General features: G+C 39.9%; 23 protein-coding genes and 1 riboswitch. Of the genes, 12 read left to right on the top strand and 11 right to left on the bottom strand.

Annotated elements, in window-relative coordinates:
* Positions 1-75 precede the first annotated feature (75 nt).
* The 5 genes from hisD to ACSZOX_RS00155 form a co-directional block, all read right to left on the bottom strand.
* Positions 76-1359: a histidinol dehydrogenase gene (hisD, locus tag ACSZOX_RS00175; protein ID WP_437917677.1), complete on the bottom strand. Its 1284-nt coding sequence runs from the start codon at positions 1357-1359 to the stop codon at positions 76-78.
* The gene (gene hisG, locus ACSZOX_RS00170; RefSeq protein WP_437917676.1) at positions 1359-2210 is read right to left on the bottom strand and encodes an ATP phosphoribosyltransferase; all 852 of its coding nucleotides are present in this window, start codon (positions 2208-2210) and stop codon (positions 1359-1361) included. The genes hisD and hisG overlap by 1 nt, the downstream gene beginning before the upstream one ends.
* Positions 2211-2432: 222 nt before the next feature.
* Positions 2433-2951 carry a GNAT family N-acetyltransferase gene (locus ACSZOX_RS00165; RefSeq protein ID WP_437917675.1) on the bottom strand — a complete coding sequence of 173 codons (519 nt, stop codon included), beginning with the start codon at positions 2949-2951 and terminating at the stop codon, positions 2433-2435.
* On the bottom strand, positions 2951-3790 hold the full coding sequence (locus tag ACSZOX_RS00160; RefSeq protein WP_437917674.1) for a prephenate dehydrogenase: 840 nt from the start codon (positions 3788-3790) through the stop codon (positions 2951-2953). The genes ACSZOX_RS00165 and ACSZOX_RS00160 overlap by 1 nt, the downstream gene beginning before the upstream one ends.
* Before the next feature lie 21 nt (positions 3791-3811).
* The gene (locus ACSZOX_RS00155) at positions 3812-4975 is read right to left on the bottom strand and encodes a pyridoxal phosphate-dependent aminotransferase (RefSeq protein WP_437917673.1); all 1164 of its coding nucleotides are present in this window, start codon (positions 4973-4975) and stop codon (positions 3812-3814) included.
* A 250-nt stretch (positions 4976-5225) separates the two neighbouring features.
* Here ACSZOX_RS00155 and ACSZOX_RS00150 point away from each other — a divergent pair, with 250 nt between their 5' ends.
* The 4 genes from ACSZOX_RS00150 to ACSZOX_RS00135 all read left to right on the top strand — a co-directional run bounded on the left by ACSZOX_RS00150 (position 5226) and on the right by ACSZOX_RS00135 (position 9669).
* Positions 5226-7061 carry an ABC transporter ATP-binding protein gene (locus ACSZOX_RS00150; protein ID WP_437917672.1) on the top strand — a complete coding sequence of 612 codons (1836 nt, stop codon included), beginning with the start codon at positions 5226-5228 and terminating at the stop codon, positions 7059-7061.
* Positions 7062-7131: 70 nt separating this feature from the next.
* Positions 7132-8325 (top strand): radical SAM protein, encoded by a 1194-nt coding sequence (locus tag ACSZOX_RS00145; RefSeq protein WP_437917671.1) that lies wholly within the window; start codon positions 7132-7134, stop codon positions 8323-8325.
* A 6-nt stretch (positions 8326-8331) separates the two neighbouring features.
* Positions 8332-8949, top strand: coding sequence for a histidine phosphatase family protein (locus tag ACSZOX_RS00140; RefSeq protein WP_437917670.1), 618 nt, complete (start codon positions 8332-8334; stop codon positions 8947-8949).
* Positions 8950-9669 (top strand): menaquinone biosynthetic enzyme MqnA/MqnD family protein, encoded by a 720-nt coding sequence (locus ACSZOX_RS00135; protein WP_437917669.1) that lies wholly within the window; start codon positions 8950-8952, stop codon positions 9667-9669. It abuts the gene before it with no gap.
* Between the two features lie 48 nt (positions 9670-9717).
* On the opposite strand, the gene ACSZOX_RS00130 is transcribed toward ACSZOX_RS00135, so the two are convergent.
* The 4 genes from ACSZOX_RS00130 to ACSZOX_RS00115 form a co-directional block, all read right to left on the bottom strand.
* Positions 9718-10923, bottom strand: a complete 1206-nt coding sequence (locus ACSZOX_RS00130) for a chloride channel protein (protein ID WP_437917668.1) — start codon at positions 10921-10923, stop codon at positions 9718-9720.
* 43 nt (positions 10924-10966) lie between these two features.
* Positions 10967-11027, bottom strand: a riboswitch (Fluoride riboswitch).
* Positions 11028-11041: 14 nt separating this feature from the next.
* Positions 11042-11416: a DUF423 domain-containing protein gene (locus ACSZOX_RS00125; protein WP_437917667.1), complete on the bottom strand. Its 375-nt coding sequence runs from the start codon at positions 11414-11416 to the stop codon at positions 11042-11044.
* Positions 11417-11593: 177 nt separating this feature from the next.
* Positions 11594-12184 carry a YceI family protein gene (locus tag ACSZOX_RS00120; protein ID WP_437917666.1) on the bottom strand — a complete coding sequence of 197 codons (591 nt, stop codon included), beginning with the start codon at positions 12182-12184 and terminating at the stop codon, positions 11594-11596.
* Between the two features lie 86 nt (positions 12185-12270).
* Positions 12271-13134 carry an AraC family transcriptional regulator gene (locus ACSZOX_RS00115; protein WP_437917665.1) on the bottom strand — a complete coding sequence of 288 codons (864 nt, stop codon included), beginning with the start codon at positions 13132-13134 and terminating at the stop codon, positions 12271-12273.
* Positions 13135-13299: 165 nt separating this feature from the next.
* On the opposite strand from ACSZOX_RS00115, the gene fucP reads away from it, so the two are divergent.
* The 7 genes from fucP to ACSZOX_RS00080 are packed head-to-tail and all read left to right on the top strand — an operon-like array spanning position 13300 to position 19945.
* Complete coding sequence (gene fucP, locus ACSZOX_RS00110; RefSeq protein ID WP_437917664.1) at positions 13300-14559, top strand: L-fucose:H+ symporter permease; 1260 nt, start codon at positions 13300-13302, stop codon at positions 14557-14559.
* Between the two features lie 59 nt (positions 14560-14618).
* On the top strand, positions 14619-14948 hold the full coding sequence (locus ACSZOX_RS00105) for an L-rhamnose mutarotase (protein WP_437918290.1): 330 nt from the start codon (positions 14619-14621) through the stop codon (positions 14946-14948).
* Positions 14949-14950: 2 nt separating this feature from the next.
* A complete protein-coding gene (locus ACSZOX_RS00100) occupies positions 14951-16615 on the top strand; it encodes a UxaA family hydrolase (protein ID WP_437917663.1) in 1665 nt (554 codons plus the stop codon).
* Between the two features lie 30 nt (positions 16616-16645).
* A complete protein-coding gene (locus tag ACSZOX_RS00095) occupies positions 16646-17410 on the top strand; it encodes an SDR family NAD(P)-dependent oxidoreductase (protein WP_437917662.1) in 765 nt (254 codons plus the stop codon).
* A gap of 40 nt (positions 17411-17450) precedes the next feature.
* Positions 17451-18308 (top strand): fumarylacetoacetate hydrolase family protein, encoded by an 858-nt coding sequence (locus ACSZOX_RS00090; RefSeq protein ID WP_437917661.1) that lies wholly within the window; start codon positions 17451-17453, stop codon positions 18306-18308.
* A gap of 8 nt (positions 18309-18316) precedes the next feature.
* A complete protein-coding gene (locus ACSZOX_RS00085) occupies positions 18317-19144 on the top strand; it encodes an amidohydrolase family protein (protein ID WP_437917660.1) in 828 nt (275 codons plus the stop codon).
* A 12-nt stretch (positions 19145-19156) separates the two neighbouring features.
* Positions 19157-19945, top strand: coding sequence for an SDR family oxidoreductase (locus tag ACSZOX_RS00080; RefSeq protein WP_437917659.1), 789 nt, complete (start codon positions 19157-19159; stop codon positions 19943-19945).
* Between the two features lie 59 nt (positions 19946-20004).
* Here the strand turns inward: ACSZOX_RS00080 and ACSZOX_RS00075 are convergent, their stop codons facing one another.
* On the bottom strand, positions 20005-20892 hold the full coding sequence (locus ACSZOX_RS00075; RefSeq protein ID WP_437917658.1) for a cation diffusion facilitator family transporter: 888 nt from the start codon (positions 20890-20892) through the stop codon (positions 20005-20007).
* Positions 20893-21423: 531 nt separating this feature from the next.
* A complete protein-coding gene (locus ACSZOX_RS00070) occupies positions 21424-22080 on the bottom strand; it encodes a YceH family protein (RefSeq protein ID WP_437917657.1) in 657 nt (218 codons plus the stop codon).
* A 149-nt stretch (positions 22081-22229) separates the two neighbouring features.
* Between ACSZOX_RS00070 and ACSZOX_RS00065 the strand changes: the two genes are divergently transcribed.
* The gene (locus ACSZOX_RS00065; protein ID WP_437917656.1) at positions 22230-23138 is read left to right on the top strand and encodes a histone deacetylase family protein; all 909 of its coding nucleotides are present in this window, start codon (positions 22230-22232) and stop codon (positions 23136-23138) included.
* Positions 23139-23165: the final 27 nt, after the last annotated feature.

The raw sequence follows: 23165 nt of genomic DNA, 5'->3' as shown, positions 1-23165 counted from the left end.
GCGCCGTCGCTCAAATAAAGTGCAAATATATTAAAATTAAAGGGGCTACGCGATAGCTGCCCCTATTTTTTTTGTTTATTTTCTGACGGTAATGGCATTTTTGTGTGCATGCAAACCTTCCAGTTCGGCAAGGATTTCAACGGTTGATCCAATTTGTTTTAAGCCTTCTTCGCTGATGTGTTGGAAGGTTATTTTCTTTACAAATGAATCAACGGATACGCCCGAGTAAGAACGTGCATAACCCGATGTCGGTAAGGTATGGTTTGTGCCTGATGCATAATCACCTGCACTCTCGGGCGTTAAATGCCCCAAGAACACAGATCCTGCATTGATAATCTTGGCAGTTAAGGATTGCCATTGGTCTGTTTCTAGAATCAAATGCTCGGGCGCATAGGTATTGGAAAATTGCATCGCCTGATCGAGGCTTGCCACGAGTACCGCATAGGAATTTTCAATAGCCATGGTTGCAATTTCGGCACGTGGTAAAATAGCCAATTGTTCTGTTAGCGCCGTATTTACAGCGGCTATAAGGGTTGAAGATGTTGCGACAAGCACTGCTTGGCTATCGGGGCCATGCTCGGCTTGAGCTAATAAATCCGCAGCAACAAATTGCGGATTAGCGGTTTCATCTGCAATAACTAATACTTCGGAGGGGCCGGCAGGCATGTCAATACTGACATTGCTCATCCCTTGAACGAGGCTCTTCGCTTTGGTGACAAATTGATTGCCTGGACCGAAAATCTTGTCCACTTTCGGAATGCTGCTTGTTCCAAAAGCCATAGCAGCGACCGCTTGTGCGCCACCGACTAAGTAAATACGGTCTATTTTTAGCAATTGTAGGCAGTAGGCTACGAATCCATTGATTTTTCCACTTTGTTGAGGCGGGGAACAGACAACAATTTCTTTGCAACCAGCAATGCGGGCTGGAATACCCAACATGAGCAGGGTGCTCGGTAAAACCGCAGATCCTCCGGGGATGTATAAACCGACTTTTTCGATCGGACGTACCTCTCGCCAGCATTTTACACCAGGCATAGTTTCTACGGTTCGCTCTTTACGAAGCTGTGCGCTATGGAACTTATGTATATTTTGAAAGGCTATTTCTAATGCGCGCTGTTGATCACGTGTTATCGTCATCGCCAGCTCTTCAATTTCTTCTTTTTCCAGATACAGCTTTTCTAACTGTACTTTGTCAAATTTTGCAGCTAAGGCCTTCAACGAAAGGTCGCCATCACGACGTACGTCCTCAATAATTTGAAGTACTGTATCCTGAATGGCATGCGTCGCATCGGTGTTACGAGCAACCAACTGCTCGATTTCCACCGCTGTTAGCTGCTCTAAGTTATACTGTTTTAGCATTACAGAATAATTTTTTCTATAGGCATAACGACAATTCCTTGTGCGCCAGCAGCCTTTAATGTATTAATTTTATCCCAGAAATCATCTTCCGTTATGACGGTATGTACAGCTACCCAGCCTTCTTCTGCTAGCGGAACAACTGTGGGACTTTTAACCCCGTGCAATAATTCAGTAATTTGTGGAAGATTAGTTTTTTCTACATTTAAAACCACATATTTTGTTTCTTTCGCTCTCAAAACGGACTGCACACGTTGCAACAGCTCTCCTAAAATTGGGTTTTCTTCTAATCCTGCGCGACCGATTAAGATCGCTTCGGAATTCCGAACATCAGCGAAAGGCTTTAATCCATTGCTTTTTAAAGTGCCCCCTGTAGATACAATATCACAGATGGCATCACTTAGGCCTAACCCTGGAGCGATTTCTACGGAACCGGAAATTTCCTGAATGTCGGCTTGAATTTGATTGCTTTCTAAGAATTGTTGCAGTATAATAGGGTAGGAGGTTGCAATTGACTTTCCGTTTAGGTCTTGAAGAGTTTCGATCGTTGAATCTTTTGATATTGCGATTTTCAACGTGCATTTACCAAAACCAAGTCTCTGTAGGTAATTTACTTTTGCTTGTGTTTCATCAATCACATTTTCGCCAACAATACCCAAATCTGCGATACCTTGTGCTACATAACCGGGAATATCATCATCCCTTAGGAAAAGTATTTCTAAGTTAAAATTATTGACGGTAGTAATAAGGGAGCTTTTGTAGTTTTCAAAATCTAGTCCACAATTCTTAAGAAGCTGTACCGATTTTTCATTCAATCTACCAGATTTCTGGATAGCGATTTTAAGATTTTTCAAAATAAAGGGGTGTTATTATTGTTTACGACTATTAATAAAAAGAAATATAACTTGGGGGTATTTTGCTTCACGTAGAAACACATAACATTACATATCGCCACAATGGCGATGGTGAAAATGAATGTGATGTGTAAACAAATAGGTCATCATTTATTAATATGGTAGCAAATGTAAGCTATTGTTCTGCTTTTTGCAAATACTTGATAAAAAAAGCGTTTCCCCTTAGTTATTTTCCCATTGTTCTTTCGTAAGAACAAATTCATATTGTACCGTAGTTGGATCTGCTGGAGCCGGATATTCACTGGATTTTAGTGCACCTAGCTTAATCAGGGCATGCTGTGATCGAAGATTTCCTTCGCGAACATGAAAGACAACTTTATCCACAAATTGAAAAGCATGGTCTAGAAGCAACGATTTGATTATTCGATTGAATTTGCCTCCCCAGTATGCAGTCGCTAAGAATGTAAAGCCTATAGAAACCGCTCGTTTTTCTGCATCATATTGATAATAAGATGTGGCACCCATAATCTTTCCGTCTTCTTTAGAGAAGATAAGATAAGGCATGTCTGTCTCCATGAGTTTGTCGAAATAGATTTGGAATCCTGCAGGAAGATACCTGTTGAAATCGGGGTGTTGCGCCCAAATTTCTTTCTCTGATGCTACAGCATACAAACGATCAAAATCGGATCTTTGAAGAGGTTGCAGATGTACAATATTATTCGCTAAGGGTAAAAAATCCATTATTTAATAATACGTTTGATTTTATTTGATTTTTTTATCAGTTTATGTAAACCTTCGTAATCTTCTTTTTCCAATTTACTATATAACTTTTGTAGCTGGTGGATATGTTCTTCTAATACTTCCAGTACATTGGTTCTATTTTGCTTAAAAATTGGTGTCCACATATCCGGTGAAGATTTTGCAAGACGTACCGTAGATTGAAATCCTGAACCAGCCAGTTCGAAAATTCGACCCTGTGACTTTTCTTTTTCTAAAACGGTGAGTGCTAACGCAAAAGAAGTTAGATGCGATATGTGAGATACATAGGCCGTATGCATGTCATGTTCGTCAGCGTTCATGAAAGAGGTTTTCATTTCCAGCTGATCTGTCAATGCGTCTGCGAGTTCGAACGCGTCTTCGTCGGATTTGAATGCCTCAACATAAACCATCATTTTATCTTTGAACAAGCCCGGTACTGCTGCCTCGGGACCGGAATATTCGGTACCTGCCATAGGGTGTGCCGCAACGTAACGACCACGATGTGGATGCTCAGAAATAAGCTTTAGTATGTTTGTTTTGGTGGAGCCCATATCAATAACGACCTGATCCGTTACTTTATCCAATAAATTGGGCAACAGGGATAAGATTGCATCTACCGGTACGGTTAATATGATGATTTTACAGCTTTTTAAAGCTTCATCTAAGCTGAGAATCTCGTCTACAAGTCCTAGCTGTAATGCCTTTTGTTGATTGAGTTCGCTTCGCTCTACACCAATAATCTTTTTGCAGAAGTTTGTCTGTTTTAAACGGATTCCAATGGAACCACCGATTAAACCCACACCGACTATAGCTATATTCATGTCGTTAAATAAAATAAGGTACTACAATATCGTTTCTTGAATGCGTTTTATGACGCTATCCAGTGTTTCTTCTGTGGCACATAGGCTAATTCGTATGTAGTTGTCGCCTGCATCTCCGAAAATACCGCCGGGTGTAATGAATACGTGCGCTTGTGATAATACATGATCGCTTAACGTATAGCCATTGGAATAACTGTCTGGAATCTTGGCCCAAACAAAAAGGCCGACTTGGTTGCTGTCGTAAGTGCATTGCAGCAGGTCCATAATCTGGAATACTTTTTCCCGCCTAGCGGCATAGACACTGTTTAACTGTGTGTACCATGATTTGTCGAGCTGTAGTGCTTTGGCAGCGGCTAGCTGTAATGGAAGAAACATACCTGAATCCATATTACTCTTAAATCGCAGGATTTCATTGATTCGTTCTTTGTCAGCAAGCAGCATGCCGATTCGCCAACCCGCCATGTTCGAGGACTTGCTTAAGGAATTAAGCTCCAAAGCAACATCCTTAGCTCCTGGAATGGATAAGATGCTTTGTGGATGTTCGTTCAAAATAAAACTATACGGGTTGTCATGGCAAATAAGGATATTATGTTTTTTTCCAAATGCAATAAGCTTTTCAAACAGTTCGTTGGTCGCTAGTGTTCCTGTGGGCATATGCGGATAGTTTATCCACATCATTTTTACATCGGATAAGTCGAGCTGCTCCAATGCATCAAAGTCGGGCTGCCAATTTCTGTCTGCTTTTAATTCGTAAGGTACGATGGTAGCTCCACTGACACGTACGGCACTTGTATAGGCTGGATATCCTGGATTGGGTACCAAGACTTTATCTCCTTCTTGCAGATAAGTCATGCAGATATGCACAATTCCTTCTTTAGATCCTATCAACGGAAGGACTTCTGTTTGAGGATCTAACGTAACATCATAATAACGTGCGTACCAATCGGCTATGGCCGTACGAAGTTGAGGTGCCCCTTTGTAGTTTTGGTATCCATGTACCGTTGATTTGGCAGCTTCTGCCGTCAATACAGCGATGACATCGGGATGTGGAGGAAGGTCGGGACTGCCGATGCCTAGGTTAATGACGTCGGCACCAGCTTTTTTCATTTCATCAATCTCTCTTAACTTCTTTGAAAAGTAGTATTCCTCGGTATGTTGTAGCCTTTTAGCAACCTCAATTTGCATAGTGTTGATTTTGAAATTTAGCGCCTAAATTACAGATTAAAAGCAATAAAAAAGCTTATTTAATGCCAAAATATCAAATGAATGCAATAAAATCGTTTATTTTATAAGCCCTCACAGCAACAGGAAAGCTTTTATGGCCTCCGTAGTAGGTTGTTAATTCATTTGATAAAAAACTTATAAAGTAATTCTACGGGCAGCAGGATTTTTAAATCTTGTGGGTTTTATTACTTTTGTAATCTTAACATAATACATGAAAACATACTTTAGGCTGTTATCTTTCGCGAAACCAATCGAAAAATATGCTATCCCGTATATTATATGTACGATTGTCACCGTCATCTTTGGTACGCTGAACTTAGCGCTATTGGCTCCGTTGTTACAGGTCTTATTCAAAGGTACTGGCGATGCTGATTTAGCACCGGCCGACCTTGCGCAGAAACCGGATGGAATTGATGATATCGGAGGATGGTTTACCTACTATGCCGATAAACTGTACTACGATATCGGGCCCTACGAAGCATTGAAGTACGTTTGTATCGTTATTGTTGCATCGGTTTTTATTAGCAATTTGTTTCGTTATTTTTCGCAACGTATTATGGAGAATCTCCGTATCCATACCTTGCTAAATCTTCGAAAATCGGTTTTTAATAGTGTAATGGACCTTCATTTAGGCTATTTCACCAATAGCCGTAAGGGAGATGTAATGGCTAAGATCGCTTCTGATGTTCAGGTCGTACAGTTTTCTGTAACATCGACACTTCAGGTTGCGTTTAAAGAGCCTTTGCAGCTTATTGCGTATATCGTCGTTTTATTTGCTCTTTCTGCAAAATTAACCTTGTTTTCATTGGCTGTTATTCCGGTCTCTGCTTTTTTTATTTCGCGTATAGTTAAGAAGCTGAGAGAGCAGGCGAGAGAGGGGCAACAGTCTTACGCAAATATGATATCGTACCTCGATGAGGCACTTTCGGGAATTAAAATAATAAAAGCCTTTAATGCTGTATCCTTTGTTAAGGATCGTTTTAATGGTGAAAGTGAGTATTATTCGAAAATTATGCGACGCATGGTGCGCCGTCAGCAAATGGGCTCGCCGGTTTCCGAATTATTGGGTGTCCTTATGGTTGCTGTTATCTTGCTATATGGCGGAGGACTTGTTCTTAGTGGGGAAGGGGATTTGAAAGCTTCGGAGTTTATTACGTATATCGCTATTTTTTCGCAGGTTATGCGTCCGGCTAAAGCATTAACGGATGCTTTTTCAAATATCCACAACGGAATTGCTGCAGGTGAGCGTGTGCTGGATCTTATCGATGAACGTAGTGCTGTCACGGACAAACAGAATGCTACTGTTGTCAGTCATTTTAAAGAGTCTATTTCCTTTCGTAACGTTGACTTTTCCTATGGCGATAAGCGGATACTAAATCATATTAATCTTGAAATTCCGAAGGGCAAAACGGTTGCTTTAGTTGGTCCTTCTGGCGGAGGAAAATCTACATTGGTGGATCTTATGCCTCGGTTTATGGATGTTTCAGATGGCGCTATTTTGTTCGATGGTATAGATGTTCGTGATATTAGTCAAGAGTCTCTTCGTTCGTTGATTGGTACGGTAAATCAAGAGTCTATTTTGTTTAATGATACTATCTTTAATAATATCGCTTTTGCGAAGTCTGATGCAACACAAGAAGAGGTTGAACATGCTGCGCGAATAGCTAATGCACATGATTTTATCGTTAAAACGGAAGATGGATATCAAACAAATATTGGTGACCGTGGGGCCAAGCTTTCTGGGGGGCAACGTCAGCGTATATGTATTGCTCGTGCCGTCTTGCGCAACCCTCCGATTATGTTGTTAGACGAAGCGACTTCTGCTTTGGATACCGAATCGGAAAAGCTGGTGCAAGATTCCTTGTATAAATTAATGGAAAATAGAACAACTGTTGTTATTGCACATCGGTTAAGCACGATTCAGAATGCAGATAAAATTGTAGTGATTGAAGGTGGTAATATTGTAGAAGAAGGAAGCCATCAACAACTGATCGCTCAGGATGGATTATATAAACGATTGATAGACATGCAACAATTTGTTGATTAACATAGAAAAGCGATTGGAAAGTCGCTTTTTTCTTTGCTAATTGGTACATTTGTTTAGTTAGGAGGCAGAAATGAATGCGACGCAAAAACTTGATTTTTTAATTCAAGATGAAAATTTAGATGCTGGACTGAAACACATAGCCAAAAAAGTGTTTCACGGAGAACGGATTACTTTCGATGAGGGTGTTTTATTGTACGAACGGGGTGAACTGGGGTATTTAGGTGTACTGGCAAATTACATCAGAGAGAGAAAGCATGGCGATTATACTTATTTTAACCGAAATTTCCATATTGAGCCTACGAATGTCTGTGTGTATGATTGTAAATTCTGCGCCTATTCTAGATTGATCAAACAACGTGAGGAAGGCTGGGAGATGGATGTAGATGGCATGATGGATATTATACGCAAGTATGATAACGAGCCTGTAACGGAAGTTCATATTACAGGTGGTGTTGTCCCCAAACAGAATCTTGAGTTTTACGCTGAGTTTTTTAAAAGATGTAAAGCGCATCGTCCCGATCTCCATATTAAAGGATTGACACCCGTTGAATATTACTATATATTTAAAAAAGCGAAATTAAGTCATTATGATGGCCTTCGTTATTTGAAAGAATGTGGGCTCGATTCTATGCCCGGTGGTGGAGCTGAAATCTTTCATGCCGATGTTAGGGAAAAGATAGCTGGTGACAAATGTACAGCGGAACAATGGTTGGATATACACGAACAGGCTCATAAATTAGGTATGCGTACCAACGCGACCATGTTGTATGGACATATTGAGGAGTTTTGGCACCGTGTGGATCATATGGATCGGTTACGTCAATTACAAGATAAGACAGGGGGCTTTCAAACGTTTATTCCGTTGAAATTTAGAAACCAAGGCCATCAGATGTCGGATATTCCAGAAGTTTCGGTGATTGAAGATTTGAGAAACTACGCGGTATCCCGCATTTTTATGGATAATTTTGATCATGTTAAGGCTTATTGGGCTATGATCTCCCGTGATACGGCACAGCTTTCTTTGGCATTTGGGGTGGATGATATTGATGGGACCTTAGATGATACTACTAAAATTTATTCAATGGCTGGAGCGGAAGAACAACATCCGGGGATGACGACACAACAAGTGGTAGAACTTATTAAAAATGTGGGACGACATCCCATAGAACGTGATACGCTGTATAATGTGGTCACTGACTATAAAGACTTTGTTTTTGAACAAGAGAAGAAAGCAAATTATTATTCCTTACCTGTAGTAGATTAATTGACATTGAAGAAGACATTTTATTTTATTCGTCACGGCCAGACCGATCTAAACCTCCGTGGCATTGTGCAAGGTCGGGGTGTGAATTCTCCCTTAAATGAAACCGGAAAATTGCAAGCCAACGCTTTTTATCAAGCATTTAAAGAGGTTCCTTTTGACAAAGTCTATATATCGACTTTACTTCGTACGAAACAGACTGTTGAAGGCTTCATTGCCGACGGTATTCCTACGGAGGAATTGGAAGGCTTGGATGAGATATCTTGGGGCGTTTATGAGGGGATGGAGCAGGACGAGGTTATTATGACTGGATTTGAAAAAGTGGTGTCTGCATGGCGGAGCGGGGAATTGGATCTTCGTATTGACCAGGGAGAATCTCCCAATGAGTTGGTGACTCGTCAAAAGGTTGCTATTGCGCATATGTTGAATCAACAGGACGAAGAGACAGTACTCGTATGCATGCACGGTCGGGCACTTCGTATAATGCTTTGTCATCTGACCAACGTGCCCGTGTCTCTTATGGATGATTTTCCTCATACCAATACAGCGCTCTATGTATTGGAACATGATCATAGTGGTTTCAAGATTATTGATCATTATAACGTTAAACATTTAGAAAATTTGTAAATGAATAAAATCAGCGTATCCGCTGTTTCTTATACCAATACTCTTCCTTTTTTGCAGGGAATTAGAAACTCGGATGTGATGGCACAGATAGATCTTGTCGTAGACTATCCTAGTGAATGTGCTCGTAAAGTTATTGAGGATGAAGTGGATTTGGGTATTATTCCAATTGCCGCTTTAACAAAGTTACAGGACTATCATATTATAGGTGATTATTGTATAGGAAGTGACGGGGCTGTAGACTCCGTTTTTATCTTCTCCGAGAAGCCTGCCCACGAAATTGAAACTCTTTTGTTGGATAAACAGTCTCGAACGTCCAATGGGCTTGCTCAAATTTTACTTAAGCATTACTGGAAGAAGGAAGTTGAAATACGTACGGAAGGAAATGCGGATGCTTATGTACTGATTGGTGATAGGACATTTGGAAAGAAAGAAACTGTCCCCTTTGCTTATGATTTAGGCTACTATTGGAAGGAAATGACCGGATTGCCTTTTGCTTATGCTGTTTGGGTGGCCAATAAGAAGCTTCCAGAGGAATTTGAAGAAGCATTCAATGCTGCATTGGCAGAAGGGGTTTCTCATCCAGAAGATGTTATTCCTGGACTGCCGCTGTATGATAATTTTGACTATAAAACATATCTTACGAAGAATCTTGATTTTCGGTTAACAGCGGATAAACGTTTGGCAATTGAAAAGTATCTAGAATTGTATAAACAACTCTAAGAGGAGGATTCCGGTTTTGCGATAAGCATGCTTATCGCAAATTTTGGTTTACAATCTAGAAAATAGAATCTGTTTCTGAGCACTGTATATACCGCGTTTTCCGGATGCCAGATAACTGATAAAGCACCCTATTAGAAAAAATAAAGCAGCTTGCCCACCAAAAAGTTCTATCCCCATAATGGTACAGGCAAGTGGCGTTTTTGTGCAACCCGCAAAAACAGCGACGAATCCAGTGGCGGCTAACAATGCCATGGGAAGCGGAATCCATATGAACAACGCATTGCCTAGGGTCGCCCCAATAAAAAATAGAGGCGTTACCTCTCCACCCTTGAAACCAGAACTAAGGGTTAGCGTAGTCAGAAGTATTTTTAAGAAGAAATCATAGATCGGCAAAGGTTCCTCGAAGGACGTAAGAATAGTGGGGATACCTAATCCGATGTATTTTGTGTCCTGCAAGGCTAATACTATACACAAGACGATGGATCCACCAATAAATGGACGTAAGAGGGGCTGCTTGATTTTCTTAAATACATGACTGAAAAAGTCAGACGATAGGGCGAACAGCCGAGCGGTTAAACCAAATAACACAGCAGCTATTCCGATATATAAAATGGATTTAACATCTATTGTAGGAAGGTTATTAATGGAAGGGTAGTGTGTGTGTAAATTTCCATATAAACTACAGGTCCAATTGGATAAAAGGGCGGTGGCAAGTACAGGGATGATAGCCTTCCATCGGATTTTTTTGCCCCGTTGAACAAGTTCTAAAGCAAATACAAAGCCTGCAAAAGGGGTTCCGAATAGGGAAGAAAAACCGGCTGCAATACCCGATAGTAATAGTATTCTCTTTTCTTGTTTTGAAAAAATGAAATATCTTACGGCTTGGTAAGCAATTGTGCCTCCATATTGGACGGCTGTACCTTCGCGACCTGCCGATCCACCAAACAAATGAGTGAGCAATGTCGTTGCAATAATCATTGGAGCCATTTTTATAGGTACCTTGCCACTTGGTTGGTAGTATTCTTTGAGCAAAAGATTATTTCCTTGTTGAGCCGGTCCTCCATAATATTGGTACCACCATACGATAAATACACCAGCTATAGGTAAAAAAGTAAGTATCAATAGATGGTTTTCGCGAAAGGAAGTTACTAGCTGGAGAAGGAAAAGAAAAAGAGCGGATATGCTACCGACAATGAAGGAAGTCAGAAGAATAACAATAACCCATTTTACGAAAGAGAGTCTATTATTTGCCATAAAATGTATCATACTTTACAAATTGTAAATTTTTCAAATTTGTTATAAAGTAGATATCATTAGCTGAAAAGCGGTTAAAGGCAGATATCATTGCCTATGTGAAGCAAATATAAGTGTTCTAATAGAAACTTACAATAAGTGCTATCCATCCTATTACCATGAGTAAGCCTCCCAATGGCGTAATAGGTCCTAGAAATCTTAGATTGGCTTTCCAATAATTTGCAAAGGCTAGAAAATAGATGCTGACAGCGAATAGCAAGGTACCAATCGCTATACCGTAAAATGCCCAACGTTGTGAAGCAAGTAGAAAATCATTGTTATAACCGATGATGAGTAAGGCCAATGCGCTGTACATTTGATAACGTACACCGACCTCGAAGGAACTCAGTTTGTCTTCTGGCAATATTTTTTTGAAAGCGTGTGCCCCAAAGGCCCCGAGTATGATTGCTGAAGTTCCAAATAGACCTGCAGTTGTTAGAACAAGAGTTTGCATAGATACGATTGCGTGTTTCCTCTCCAAACTTAAATAATTTGTGCTGGTATACAAAATAATTTAAGAATGCTGTCAGGGTTATTTTAATGTGTTTTTAGTGTATAGATATATACAATCCCCGTTTTCGAAAAGCTACGTACACTCTCGGAAACGGGGATTAAAGTAGTGGATGTGAATTTAGTTTTTTACAATTTCAACATTCACAATGATCTTTACATCAGCTCCTACAGCTGCGATACCTGAAGGTAAAATGTCATTGTATTTGATGTTGTATTCTAAGCGGTTGATTGTTGTTTCTGCGGTGAATCCAGCACGTGTATTTCCCCATGGATCAGTAATGATGTTGCCGTTTTGTACAACGTTGAATGTTACTTTTTTCGTCACGTCACGCACTGTTAAATCGCCTGTTAATTTATATTTTCCTTTGCCTGCTTTTTTTAATGTTGCATTTTTCAAGGTGATCGTTGGGAATTTTTCTACGTTAAAGAAATCATCGCTTTTTAAATGGTTATCGCGCGCTTCGATGCGTGTATCTATACTGTTTACATCGATGGAGAAATTAACTGCAGCACCATCGAAATCTGTCGCTGATTTCGTTTCAACAGCGCCTTCTAGTTTCTTAAATTGTCCGTCGACCATAGAAATGCTTAAATGGTTGACAGAGAAGAGTGTATTCGTGTGCGCTGGATCTACAGACCATTTTACTTGAGCCTGCGCTACATTGCTGAGAATCGCTAAAGCGAAGAAAATTTTAATGAGATTTTTCATGTTGTAATATTTGTTTCTTTTGCTGAAACAAAAGTGGGGGATCTGAAGTGATTGTACATTGATGTATGGTAAGAAATGGAAAAACTCTATTTTCTAAATAATACGCGATAAGATAATGGTGTGCTTTTTATGACTTCCTTGAAGATTTTATGAAAGCTTACAAAATTTTGAAATCCCGAATCATAGCAGATTTCTTTTATTGTAAGGTCGGTCTCCGTTAGTAAACGGCATGCTTGTCCAATGCGGAATTCGTTGATGAATTGGACTGGCGTTTTGCCTGTTTTTTGTTTGAAGTAACGACAAAAGGAATTGGTAGTCATGCCTGCAACCTGTGAAATATCATCAAGTTTAACTTTATATTTATAGTGTATCCGTATGTATTCAAGTATTTTATTTATTCGTTTATGATCTTCTTGCTGCGGGAGGTTGTTATACTTGTCACTTGCCAAATTGATGGTAACGGGGCTTGTTTTCATATATTCAAGTACATTGAGCAGCGATGTCAGTTGCTGTAAGGGTGTTTCTAAATGGAGTTTTTCGAAAAAATGGCGAACGAATTCGTCCGGTTGTGAAAATCCAATAGCCCGTTGTGCAAATTGATACAATTGGCGAATACTCTTAGCTTCATTGAGCTTTAAAAAGTCATTTCCAAGGAAGTCAGCTTTAAAATGAATAACGCGAATATCTGCTCGATAGTCGGATGTGGTGTTAAGATATTCTTCATTGAAAAGCCAATAATGAGGTGTATTGGAGCCGATTAAGACGATGAATCCATCTAAAAAAGGTTGAATAGAGTCGCCAACGAAAAATGTACCAGCGCCTTTTTTGATGTAGATAAACTCTAATTCTGCGTGCGAGTGCCATACATTGTGGTTTTGTGGTGTTTGATCATGCCTGATGGTAATCGCTTGCTGCGAAGTGGATGTATGGGTTAGACGTTGGATATACATGAGAACTGCTATTGAATCACAAAGAAAAAATAGATATTAATTAATTTATTCAAATAAATCGGGTAAAGATAGTTTAATGATGTTAAAATTGATTAATAATACGGTAAAATTGTTCAATGCCTAGCGGAAGATTTCATTTAGTTTTACAACTCCAATATAATTCCTATGGCACAAGTAAAAAAATACACATTAGCAATTGTTTTGATAACTTCCTTATTTTTCTTTTGGGGATTTATTCATAACCTAGATCCTATTCTTATACCTCATTTAAGAAATGCTTTTAGCCTTTCTCATTTTCAAGCTTCTTTGGTTGATTCTGCTGTTTTTATCGCTTATTTCTTATTAGCTATTCCTGCAGGTTTAATTATGCAAAAGTTTGGTTATAAGTCCGGTATAGTTGTAGGATTATCGCTGTTTGCTATTGGTTGTTTTTTGTTCGTTCCTGCGGCTAACACCATGGAATACACCTTTTTTCTAGGGGCCTTATTTGTTGTAGCATGTGGTCTGACCATTCTGGAGACTGCTGCAAATCCGTATATGACCGTGTTGGGAGATCCAACGAAGGCCACTCAGCGGCTTAATTTTGCACAGTCATTTAATGGATTAGCTGCGTTCTTAGCTCCTATTGTGGGGGGAGAATATATTTTGACGGAAGAGCCGAAATCTGCTGAGGAGATCGCGGCTTTGAGTGAGCAGGCTCGAAATCTTTATATTCAAACGGAAACAGCTTCGGTAAAAGGACCATATTTTATCTTAGGGCTAATAATTCTAGCTGTTACTGTTGTTTTCGTGTTTACTAAGTTACCCGATAAAAAAGAGGAGGAAGGAACATCTTCTGGAGGTGTTTTTCGTGCGTTTAAGCATAAGAACGTGAGTTGGGCGGTCGTCGCACAATTCTTTTATATTGGTGCACAGGTATGTGTATTAAGCTTTCTGGTGATGTTTGCAACAGATGTATCGGGAGTGGCTCCTTCTGATGCAAAATACTATTCTGGAGCGGCGGGATTAGCTTTTATGTTAGGACGTTTTATTGGTACTTTTTTCATGCGTTATATCGCACCAACCAAGTTATTGCTTATATATGCTTTGTTGGCAAGTGTGTTAACACTGGTCGTAATTTATGGTACAGGTATGTTGACGCTTTATGCGTTGATAGGAATCGCCTTTTTTATGTCTATTATGTTTCCTACAATTTTTGCTGTTGGCGTAGAGGGTATAGGGGCCGATACGAAGTCAGCGTCTAGTTTGATCGTAATGTCTATTGTGGGGGGAGCAGTATTACCTCCAGTTTTAGGACAGTTGTCTGATTCTACAGGTAGCTTTCAATTAGCGTATTATGTGGTATTGCTATGTTTTATCGTCGTAGCACTGTTTGCTTGGAATAACCGGAAAAGTCATGTGAGTGAAACGGCAGGCGGACATTAATTTTGGTAGACGTTGATTGGCGTTAATGATTTGATTAATAGAAATAAAAGATAATGGGAATGAGAAGATTTGCTTTAGGACTAGACTTAATAGATGATGAGGCGTTGATCGCAGAATATGATGCATATCATCGTGATGTATGGCCGGAAATTAGAGATTCTATCCGGGATGCAGGTGTTGCGAATATGGAGATTTATCGCTTTGCAAATCGGTTGTTTATGGTTATGGAGGTTAATGAAAGCTTTACATTTGAGGAGAAAGCGGACATGGATGCTTCCAATGCCAAGGTTCAAGAATGGGAACAGTTGATGTGGAAGTATCAACAGGCTATCCCGGGAGCCAAAAAAGGAGAGAAATGGGTTTTAATGAATAAAATTTTTGCTTTATAATAATGGAGAGAGAGAGATTGTCGTACTTACAAATACATCCTCTAGATAATGTATTGGTAGCTTTGCGCGATTTGCCGAAAGGTTTTGAGGTCGATTTTGAAGGGGCACATTTTCTACTTAAAAACGCCGTGGCAGCGAAACATAAATTCACGATTAGTGCTTTGGAGCAAGATGCTCCTGTCTTTATGTATGGCGTTTTGGTGGGGAAAATGAACAATGCCGTTGACCAAGGAGAGGTGATAACAACTGAAAATCTTCGGCATGCGTCCGATGATTTTAAAATGGGAAGTAGAAAGTTAGCTTGGACAAAACCTGATGTTTCGAAGTTTGAAAACCGTACATTCAATGGCTTTCATAGAAGCAATGGGACAGTAGGCACGGCAAACTATTGGTTGGTGATCCCATTGGTTTTTTGTGAGAATAGAAATGTTTTGACCTTGAAAGCTGCCTTGGAAGAGAAATTGGGTTATCAGGTAGAATCGAAGGATTACTCGGAGGAAGTGGATGCTTTAATTTCTCGTTATCAGTCAGGAGCTTCTACAGATGATTTACTGAATATTGATCTTTCTTCCGCTAAAGCTACTCGTGATAAAAGGCGGTTGTTTCCTAATGTAGACGGAGTTAAATTTTTAAATCACGATATGGGATGTGGTGGAACACGCATGGATTCAGATGCCCTGTGTGGACTTTTAGCAGGTTACATCACGCACCCGAATGTGGCAGGAGCTACGGTGTTGAGCCTGGGCTGCCAACATGCGCAAGCGTCTATTTTGCGGGACGAGATTAAGAAAAGAGATGAGAATTTTGACAAGCCACTTTTTGTATTTGAGCAGCAGTTTGAAGGAACGGAACAGGAATTGATGCACAAAGCGATTAAAGCGACTTTTGTAGGTTTAGCGGAGGCTAATTTGCAAGAGCGGCAGCCTGCTCCGTTGAATAAGCTTTGTGTAGGACTGGAATGTGGTGGTTCTGACGGGTTTTCAGGTATTTCTGCAAATCCTGCATTAGGCTATCTTTCCGATATACTAGTTAGCCTGGGTGGTTCGGTTATATTGGCTGAATTTCCCGAATTGTGTGGTGTGGAACAGGAGTTAAGTGATCGTTGTATCGATGAACCAACAGCGGAGAAATTTATGCATTTGATGAAAACCTATAATGCAAAAGCGGAGGCTGATGGTTCAGGGTTTTACATGAATCCTTCACCTGGAAATATTCGCGATGGCTTAATTACCGACGCTATAAAATCAGCTGGGGCAGCAAAAAAAGGTGGCTCATCGCCTGTTACTGCTGTAGTGGATTACCCCGAATTGGCCAATTATCCTGGCTTAAATTTGTTGTGCACTCCTGGTAATGATGTGGAGAGTACTACAGCCGAAGTGGCTGCTGGAGCAAATATTGTCCTTTTTACAACGGGGCTTGGTACACCTACCGGCAATCCGATAACGCCTGTGGTCAAACTATCTACAAATACCAAGACCTTTCAAAAAATGCCCGACATTATTGATCTGAACTGTGGTACCATCATTGATGGTGAGGAGACCATAGAGGAAGCTGCTCATCGTATTTTAGATTATGTTATCGAAGTGGCAAATGGAACTTGTCAACCAAAGGCTGTCAAGCTTGGTCAAGACGATTTCATTCCTTGGAGACGCGGTGTTTCACTTTAATGATTAGATAGAATAATAAAACAAGTAAGTATGTCAAAATTAGAAAATAAAGTAGCTGTTATTACCGGTGGAGGAAGTGGAATCGGTCGGGCTATCGCTTTACTTTTTGCTGTTGAAGGTGCATATGTGCATATTCTGGACCTGAATACGGACATCGCGCAGACAGTCGTTGATGAAATAGTTGTGCGTGGAGGAAAAGCGAAAGCTCATGGTTGTAATGTGAGCGACCATAACGAGGTCGCTGGAATTATTTCGAGCATAGGTATAATCGATGTTTTGGTGAATAACGCGGGAATTGCGCATGTCGGAAATTTAGAAAAATGTGCAGAGGCAGACTTTGAACGTGTTTTTAACGTAAATGTGAAAGGTGCATATAATGTATTGCATGCCGTAGTTCCTGTGATGAAACAAAATGGAGGAGGAGCAATACTTAATTTGGCCTCCATTGCCGCTGTAGTTGGTATTGCAGATCGTTTTGCTTATTCTATGAGTAAAGGTGCTATTTATGCGATGAGTATGTCTGTTGCTCGAGATTATATGGCTGATAATATTCGTTCAAACTCGATTTCCCCTGCACGGGTGCATACGCCGTTTGTTGATGGGTTTATTGCCAAAAATTACCCGGGGCAGGAAGCCGAGATGTTTGAAAAATTATCGCAATCTCAACCTATAGGAAGGATGGCAAAACCGGAAGAAATTGCTAAATTGGCACTATTCCTCTGTTCGGATGATGCAGGCTTCATCACAGGCAATGATTATCCAATTGACGGTGGCTTTATTAAGTTAAATAACTAGTATTCTAATTTTAAATATCTAAATATTCAATACAAATAATATGAAATTAATACGCTTTGGAGAGTACGGACAAGAAAAAATCGGTGTTCAGATAGACGGTGTAAATTATGATGTATCGGCTTTTGGTGGAGATTACAACGAACAGTTTTTTGCAGAAAATGGCTTAGCTAGATTGGAAGAATTCGTTAAAGCCAACGAAGGAAAATTGATCGAGATTCCTGCAGGTACTCGTTTGGGAGCTCCTTTTACTCGGCCATCAAAAATTGTATGTATAGGACTTAATTATAAAGACCACGCGGCTGAAACTGGTGCTGCGATTCCTGCTGAGCCTATTATTTTTATGAAATCGACTACAGCTCTTGTTGGACCGCACGATAACATTGTTATCCCTAAGAACTCTAAGAAGACAGATTGGGAGGTGGAATTTGGGATTGTGATTGGTAAACAGGCATCGTATGTAGAAGAAAGTGAAGCTTTAGATTATATTGCTGGTTATGTATTGCATAACGACGTATCCGAACGTGAATTTCAGATAGAAAGAGGAGGTACTTGGGATAAAGGAAAAGGTTGTGATACATTTGCTCCAATGGGACCTTATCTGACCACCGCAGATGAAGTGGCTGATATTAACAATGTTCGACTTTGGTTGAAAGTGAATGGCAAAACTTACCAAGATGGAAATACAAGTAATCTGATCTTTTCGGTTGCACATGTGGTTTCTTACGTCTCTCAATTTATGACACTTTTGCCAGGAGATGTGATCTCAACAGGTACGCCTGCCGGGGTTGGCTTAGGTTTTAATCCACCGATTTATTTGAAAGAGGGTGATGTGGTAGAACTAGGTGCTGATTATTTGGGCGAATCTCGTCAAGAAGTGGTTGCCTACAAAGGAAAATAACATTGTATATGCGAATAGATGCTCATCAACATTTTTGGATTTTTAATGCTGAAAGGGACTCCTGGATTACAGATGATATGGCTGCGATTCAACGTGATTTCATGCCAACGGATTTAGGTCCTGTACTTAAATCAAATAATATGGATGGAGTGGTGGCTGTGCAGGCTTCGCAATCGCACGAAGAAACTCAGTTTTTAGTGGATTTGTCTTCCATGTATGCGATGATAAAGGGCGTCGTAGGATGGGTTGATTTACAATCAGATCAAGTCCGTGAATACCTTACTAATTTCAAAAAGTATCCGATTATTAAGGGCTTTCGTCACGTTATTGAAGGTGAAGATGATCCAGATTTTTTAATTCGTCCATCTTTTTTAAATGGTATAAGGGCGTTGACAGCATTTGATTATACCTATGATTTGTTGATTCGACCAAGGCACTACGCTAGTACGCTAGCTTGTGTTGCCGAGAATTCGGAACAACGTTTTGTATTGGATCATATGGCGAAGCCTTCTATTCGAACAAAGGAATTTGATGATTGGGCCGTTTTTATAGAGGCATTATCAAAATTTCCAAATGTATATTGTAAAGTATCTGGTTTAGTAACAGAAGCGGATTGGGCCTCCTGGACACTGGAAGATTTCAAACCTTATATTGAACATGTGACGGCGTGTTTTGGTAAAGATCGTGTGATGTTTGGAACGGATTGGCCGGTGTGTTTGGTCGCTGCTCCTTATGACGATGTGCAACGGATTGCTGCGCATGCGTTGGAAGGTTTTTCAGAAGATGAACTTCGTGCATTCTGGGGTGGGAATGCCGTTCGATTTTATAATCTATAGAGAAGAGTGTAAATGAACTTAAATTTAAAAGATAAAGTAGTTATCGTAACAGGGGGAGCGAAAGGAATAGGTCGTGCTATTGTTCTTTCGTTAGCCGCGGAAGGGGCTATACCTGTTATTGTTGGGCGTAAACAGTCTGATAATGATTTGGTTAAAATAGAGGTAGAAGCTCTGGGAGGACGTGCATTGAGTATTGAAGCCGAACTTTCAGACCCGGAGGCTTGTAAAGAAGCTGTTGCTAAGACATTGGCCGTTTATGGACGGATAGATGGTTTGGTGAATAATGCCGGACATAATGATGGTGTGGGGTTGATTTCTGGTGATTATGAACGATTCATGCAGTCGCTGCATAAAAATCTTGTACATTATTATCTGATGGCTCATTATTGTGTTGATGCCCTACGTGTTTCTAAAGGTAGTATCGTAAATATTAGTTCCAAAACTGCGGAGACGGGACAGGGAAATACTTCTGCCTATGCTGCTTCTAACGGCGGACGTAATGCGTTGACTCGTGAGTGGGCTGTGGAGCTTTTACCTTACAGCATTCGAGTAAATGCTGTAATTGTTGCTGAATGTGCTACTCCGCAATATGACTCTTGGATAGCGACGCTTGATAATCCGGAAGAAACATTGAAAAAGATTACAGATAGAATTCCTTTGGAGCACCGCATGACTACAGCGGAGGAGATTGCGAATACAACTGTTTTCTTGCTTTCCGATAAATCAAGCCACACTACAGGTCAACTTGTTCATGTGGATGGGGGGTACGTGCACTTGGATCGATCGCTGATAAAAGATTAATAAAAATAGATTTTATAGAAAAGGGGCGGGCTTTTGGGTACTCCCTTTTTTTTGCAGTATTAGCAACAACGAGTCGTTTCGTCAAATGGCTCGATATGCACGAATACATTTCCAATATTTGCGACGTTATCCATGAGATAATCTTTTAAATTATGCGCTATTTCATGCCCTTCACGTACAGATAGATTTGGATCAACAACTGCGTGCAAATCAATTTGGAATACCATACCAATCTTTCTGATGTAACATTTTTCAATTAGTAATACGCCGGCTACTTGTTGCGATTGTAAACGAACAGTTTCTTCGAGTTCTTCGTATCTATTTTCGTCCATGATTTCTGCTAGCGCGGGACGAAAAATGCCGTAACAATTGTAAATAATTAAACCAGAAGCAAGTAAAGCTGCCCAATCATCGGCACTTTCGTATCCTTTGCCGCCGAAAAGAGCTATGGATATACCTATAAATGCTGCAACAGAAGTGATTGCATCACTTCGATGATGCCAAGCATCTGCTTTTAAGGATGTGCTATTCAGTGCTTTACTTCTTTTTATAATAATCCGGAAGGAAATTTCTTTCCAAAGGATAATTCCCCCCAAAACAAACAATGTCCAAGCCTGAGGAAGATCATGAGGGGTTTGAATGTTGTCTATACTCTCTTTGGCGATGACAAAGGCTGATAAAACCAAGAAAATAACAACAATAAAGGTAATTAACGGTTCTATTCTGCCATGACCATAGGGATGGGTTTCATCTGCAGGTCGTTTAGAATATTTTAAACCTAAAAGAACTAAAAAGGAAGAAAATATGTCCGCAGTCGATTCTATGGCATCGGCAATTAGGGCGTACGAATTGCCAAAAAAGCCTGCTAACCATTTGATCAATGCCAGTATAAAATTAGTAAGAATACTAAAATATGTTGTTCTTATTGCTTTATCTGAATTTGACATTCATCAATTTTTTTTCAAAGATAGGTCATTTTATTGAAGAGCAAACATGTTGATAAAAAAATGATATTAGCTAAACCATTAATCAATATTGCTGTAAAAAATGAAAAATATCTGTTGATTTTTTAAGATTTTGAGGTTATTTTATGACCATTAAGACATCTATGTGTTATCAGGTCTTGCTCAAAATGACATTGGTAGAACAAAGTACCCATGCTTTCTTTTTTGTATGTGCACGGATACTTCGTCTAAGCAATTCCTGAAAAGGTTGTGGCAAATATTAAAACTAAAGCAACACAAGCAAGTATCACGAACGTAGTCAAGGGAGTTCTTCTCATCTTAGTTAACCATTAAAGATTTATTCATCTATAGTTAACAAACTGTGTTCCTTTTTTCGTTTGAAAACATTTTTAACACTCCATAGCTATCCAGAGCCACTATTTGGAATGATGGAGCACAGAAAACGAGATTGCAAGGCGTTTAGACTGTATACTTTTTAGTAGAGGCCAACGGTACAAAATAGTACAATCGGCACTAAGATAGTTGTTGCATCAGATTGTCAAATTCAGCGCGTAGGGTAGCAAGTTGTTGTTCTAATTGTACAACGCGATTTTCGAGATCTTGTACCTTTCCACCCTGGTTTGTATCTGTATAATTGAAGATATCTTCGTCGTCTTCATTAACCTCGCCGAGTAAATGCACATAACGTACCTCTTTTTGACCAGGTCTTTTTGCTACTTGGCGTACAAAAGCAGGTTCTGCTTCTTGCAGTCTGTTAAGTACTTCCTGTACTTCTTCTAGACTTTCGAAATCGAAAAGACGACCAGCATTTGAATTGATCTCTCCTGCTGTCAAAGGACCTCGTAGGATTAATAAACATAGTGCGGCTAAATCTTGTGGAATAAGGGGGTACTGTATCGCTACATTGTGCTTGTACTTCGTGACTCTGCTGCCACCTCCCACGACGGTTGAAATAAGACCTCGTTTGCGAAGGGTGTCAAGCGCTTCTACAATCGTATGTTCATCATAGTTAACGACTGGTTTTCGTGATGTTTTTTGATTGCATGCCGTTTGTAAGCTGTTTAATGTCATCGGATAATACTCTGGAGTCGTTTTGGACTTTTCTAAAAGAGATCCTAATACACGAAGTTCTTCTGCACTTAAAATAGGTAGCGTAATTGTTTCTTCCATCTTTATCGTTTACGTTTTAGGGTGTAGACCAATCGAAGATATAAAAAATATGTAGCTTTTAAAATAGAAATGCCTTTCATCTATAATTCCACTAGTGGAAGTTTTTTTGACTTGATTCTTTTATTAAATTCGCAACTAAACATGACGGTATGTCCTTAAAGATAGCACATCATCCCATATATATCCATCCTGTACGCCAAGGACATCGTTTTCCTATGCTCAAATACGAACTTATCCCCGCGCAGCTATTGCATGAAGGTATAGTCACCGAGGAGAATTTTTTTAAACCATCGATGGTGGATCAACGGGATGTGTTACGTGTACATGACTCGGACTATATAAGTCGGTTGAAAGATTTGTCGTTGGATGAGAAAATGGTACGCCGCATCGGTTTTCCTTTAGATAGGGCCTTGGTGGATCGCGAGTTTTGCTTGGTGGATGGGACGGTAAAAGCTAGCTTATTTGCGTTAGATCATGGGGTTGCATTTAATACTGCTGGAGGAACCCATCATGCGGGTAGGGACTTTGGCGAAGGATTCTGTTTATTAAATGATCAGGCTATTGCTGCGAAATACTTGTTAGATAAAAAGTATCTGAACAAGGTCCTGATTATCGATTTAGATGTTCACCAAGGAAATGGTACCGCACATATCTTTGAAGAAGATGAACAGGTTTTTACATTTTCGATGCATGGGGAGAAAAATTTTCCATTTATAAAAGAACGATCGGATTTGGATGTCGGACTGCCAGATGGAATGGTTGATGAAGCTTATTTAAAACTTCTGGAGCAGCATCTGAATTTTTTGTTTGGAAGTGTAAAGCCTGATTTCGTTTTTTACCAAGCTGGCGTTGATATTCTCGCTACGGATAAATTAGGTAAATTAAAGATGTCTGCAGAAGGGTGCTTGCAACGTGATCGGCTAGTTTTTGAAAATTGTTTTAAACATCATGTTCCTGTACAGGTGAGTATGGGAGGGGGCTATTCCACAAATCTCAAAGATATAGTCAATGCTCATGTAAATACCTACAGAGCCGCAATAGAGGTTTTCAATATTTAAAAAATTACGCTCATTTATTCTATTGCT

Origin of the sequence: Sphingobacterium sp. LRF_L2 (assembly GCF_965644235.1) — a bacterium.
Classification (GTDB): domain Bacteria; phylum Bacteroidota; class Bacteroidia; order Sphingobacteriales; family Sphingobacteriaceae; genus Sphingobacterium.
The sequence above is the reverse complement of the archived record's forward strand: the minus strand, read 5'-3'. Positions and strand labels throughout refer to the sequence as shown.

What these genes read in the sequence shown, in the direction of transcription:
- ACSZOX_RS00160 (WP_437917674.1), bottom strand. Translation starts at nt 3,790, where the DNA reads ATGAATATAGCTATAGTCGGTGTGGGTTTAATCGGTGGTTCCATTGGA.
- ACSZOX_RS00120 (WP_437917666.1), bottom strand. Translation starts at nt 12,184, where the DNA reads ATGAAAAATCTCATTAAAATTTTCTTCGCTTTAGCGATTCTCAGCAAT.
- ACSZOX_RS00105 (WP_437918290.1), top strand. Translation starts at nt 14,619, where the DNA reads ATGAGAAGATTTGCTTTAGGACTAGACTTAATAGATGATGAGGCGTTG.
- ACSZOX_RS00080 (WP_437917659.1), top strand. Translation starts at nt 19,157, where the DNA reads ATGAACTTAAATTTAAAAGATAAAGTAGTTATCGTAACAGGGGGAGCG.
- ACSZOX_RS00145 (WP_437917671.1), top strand. Translation starts at nt 7,132, where the DNA reads ATGAATGCGACGCAAAAACTTGATTTTTTAATTCAAGATGAAAATTTA.
- ACSZOX_RS00135 (WP_437917669.1), top strand. Translation starts at nt 8,950, where the DNA reads ATGAATAAAATCAGCGTATCCGCTGTTTCTTATACCAATACTCTTCCT.
- fucP (WP_437917664.1), top strand. Translation starts at nt 13,300, where the DNA reads ATGGCACAAGTAAAAAAATACACATTAGCAATTGTTTTGATAACTTCC.
- ACSZOX_RS00100 (WP_437917663.1), top strand. Translation starts at nt 14,951, where the DNA reads ATGGAGAGAGAGAGATTGTCGTACTTACAAATACATCCTCTAGATAAT.
- ACSZOX_RS00130 (WP_437917668.1), bottom strand. Translation starts at nt 10,923, where the DNA reads ATGGCAAATAATAGACTCTCTTTCGTAAAATGGGTTATTGTTATTCTT.
- ACSZOX_RS00150 (WP_437917672.1), top strand. Translation starts at nt 5,226, where the DNA reads ATGAAAACATACTTTAGGCTGTTATCTTTCGCGAAACCAATCGAAAAA.
- ACSZOX_RS00125 (WP_437917667.1), bottom strand. Translation starts at nt 11,416, where the DNA reads ATGCAAACTCTTGTTCTAACAACTGCAGGTCTATTTGGAACTTCAGCA.
- ACSZOX_RS00085 (WP_437917660.1), top strand. Translation starts at nt 18,317, where the DNA reads ATGCGAATAGATGCTCATCAACATTTTTGGATTTTTAATGCTGAAAGG.
- hisD (WP_437917677.1), bottom strand. Translation starts at nt 1,359, where the DNA reads ATGCTAAAACAGTATAACTTAGAGCAGCTAACAGCGGTGGAAATCGAG.
- ACSZOX_RS00115 (WP_437917665.1), bottom strand. Translation starts at nt 13,134, where the DNA reads ATGTATATCCAACGTCTAACCCATACATCCACTTCGCAGCAAGCGATT.
- ACSZOX_RS00090 (WP_437917661.1), top strand. Translation starts at nt 17,451, where the DNA reads ATGAAATTAATACGCTTTGGAGAGTACGGACAAGAAAAAATCGGTGTT.
- ACSZOX_RS00155 (WP_437917673.1), bottom strand. Translation starts at nt 4,975, where the DNA reads ATGCAAATTGAGGTTGCTAAAAGGCTACAACATACCGAGGAATACTAC.
- ACSZOX_RS00065 (WP_437917656.1), top strand. Translation starts at nt 22,230, where the DNA reads ATGTCCTTAAAGATAGCACATCATCCCATATATATCCATCCTGTACGC.
- ACSZOX_RS00070 (WP_437917657.1), bottom strand. Translation starts at nt 22,080, where the DNA reads ATGGAAGAAACAATTACGCTACCTATTTTAAGTGCAGAAGAACTTCGT.
- ACSZOX_RS00075 (WP_437917658.1), bottom strand. Translation starts at nt 20,892, where the DNA reads ATGTCAAATTCAGATAAAGCAATAAGAACAACATATTTTAGTATTCTT.
- ACSZOX_RS00165 (WP_437917675.1), bottom strand. Translation starts at nt 2,951, where the DNA reads ATGGATTTTTTACCCTTAGCGAATAATATTGTACATCTGCAACCTCTT.
- ACSZOX_RS00095 (WP_437917662.1), top strand. Translation starts at nt 16,646, where the DNA reads ATGTCAAAATTAGAAAATAAAGTAGCTGTTATTACCGGTGGAGGAAGT.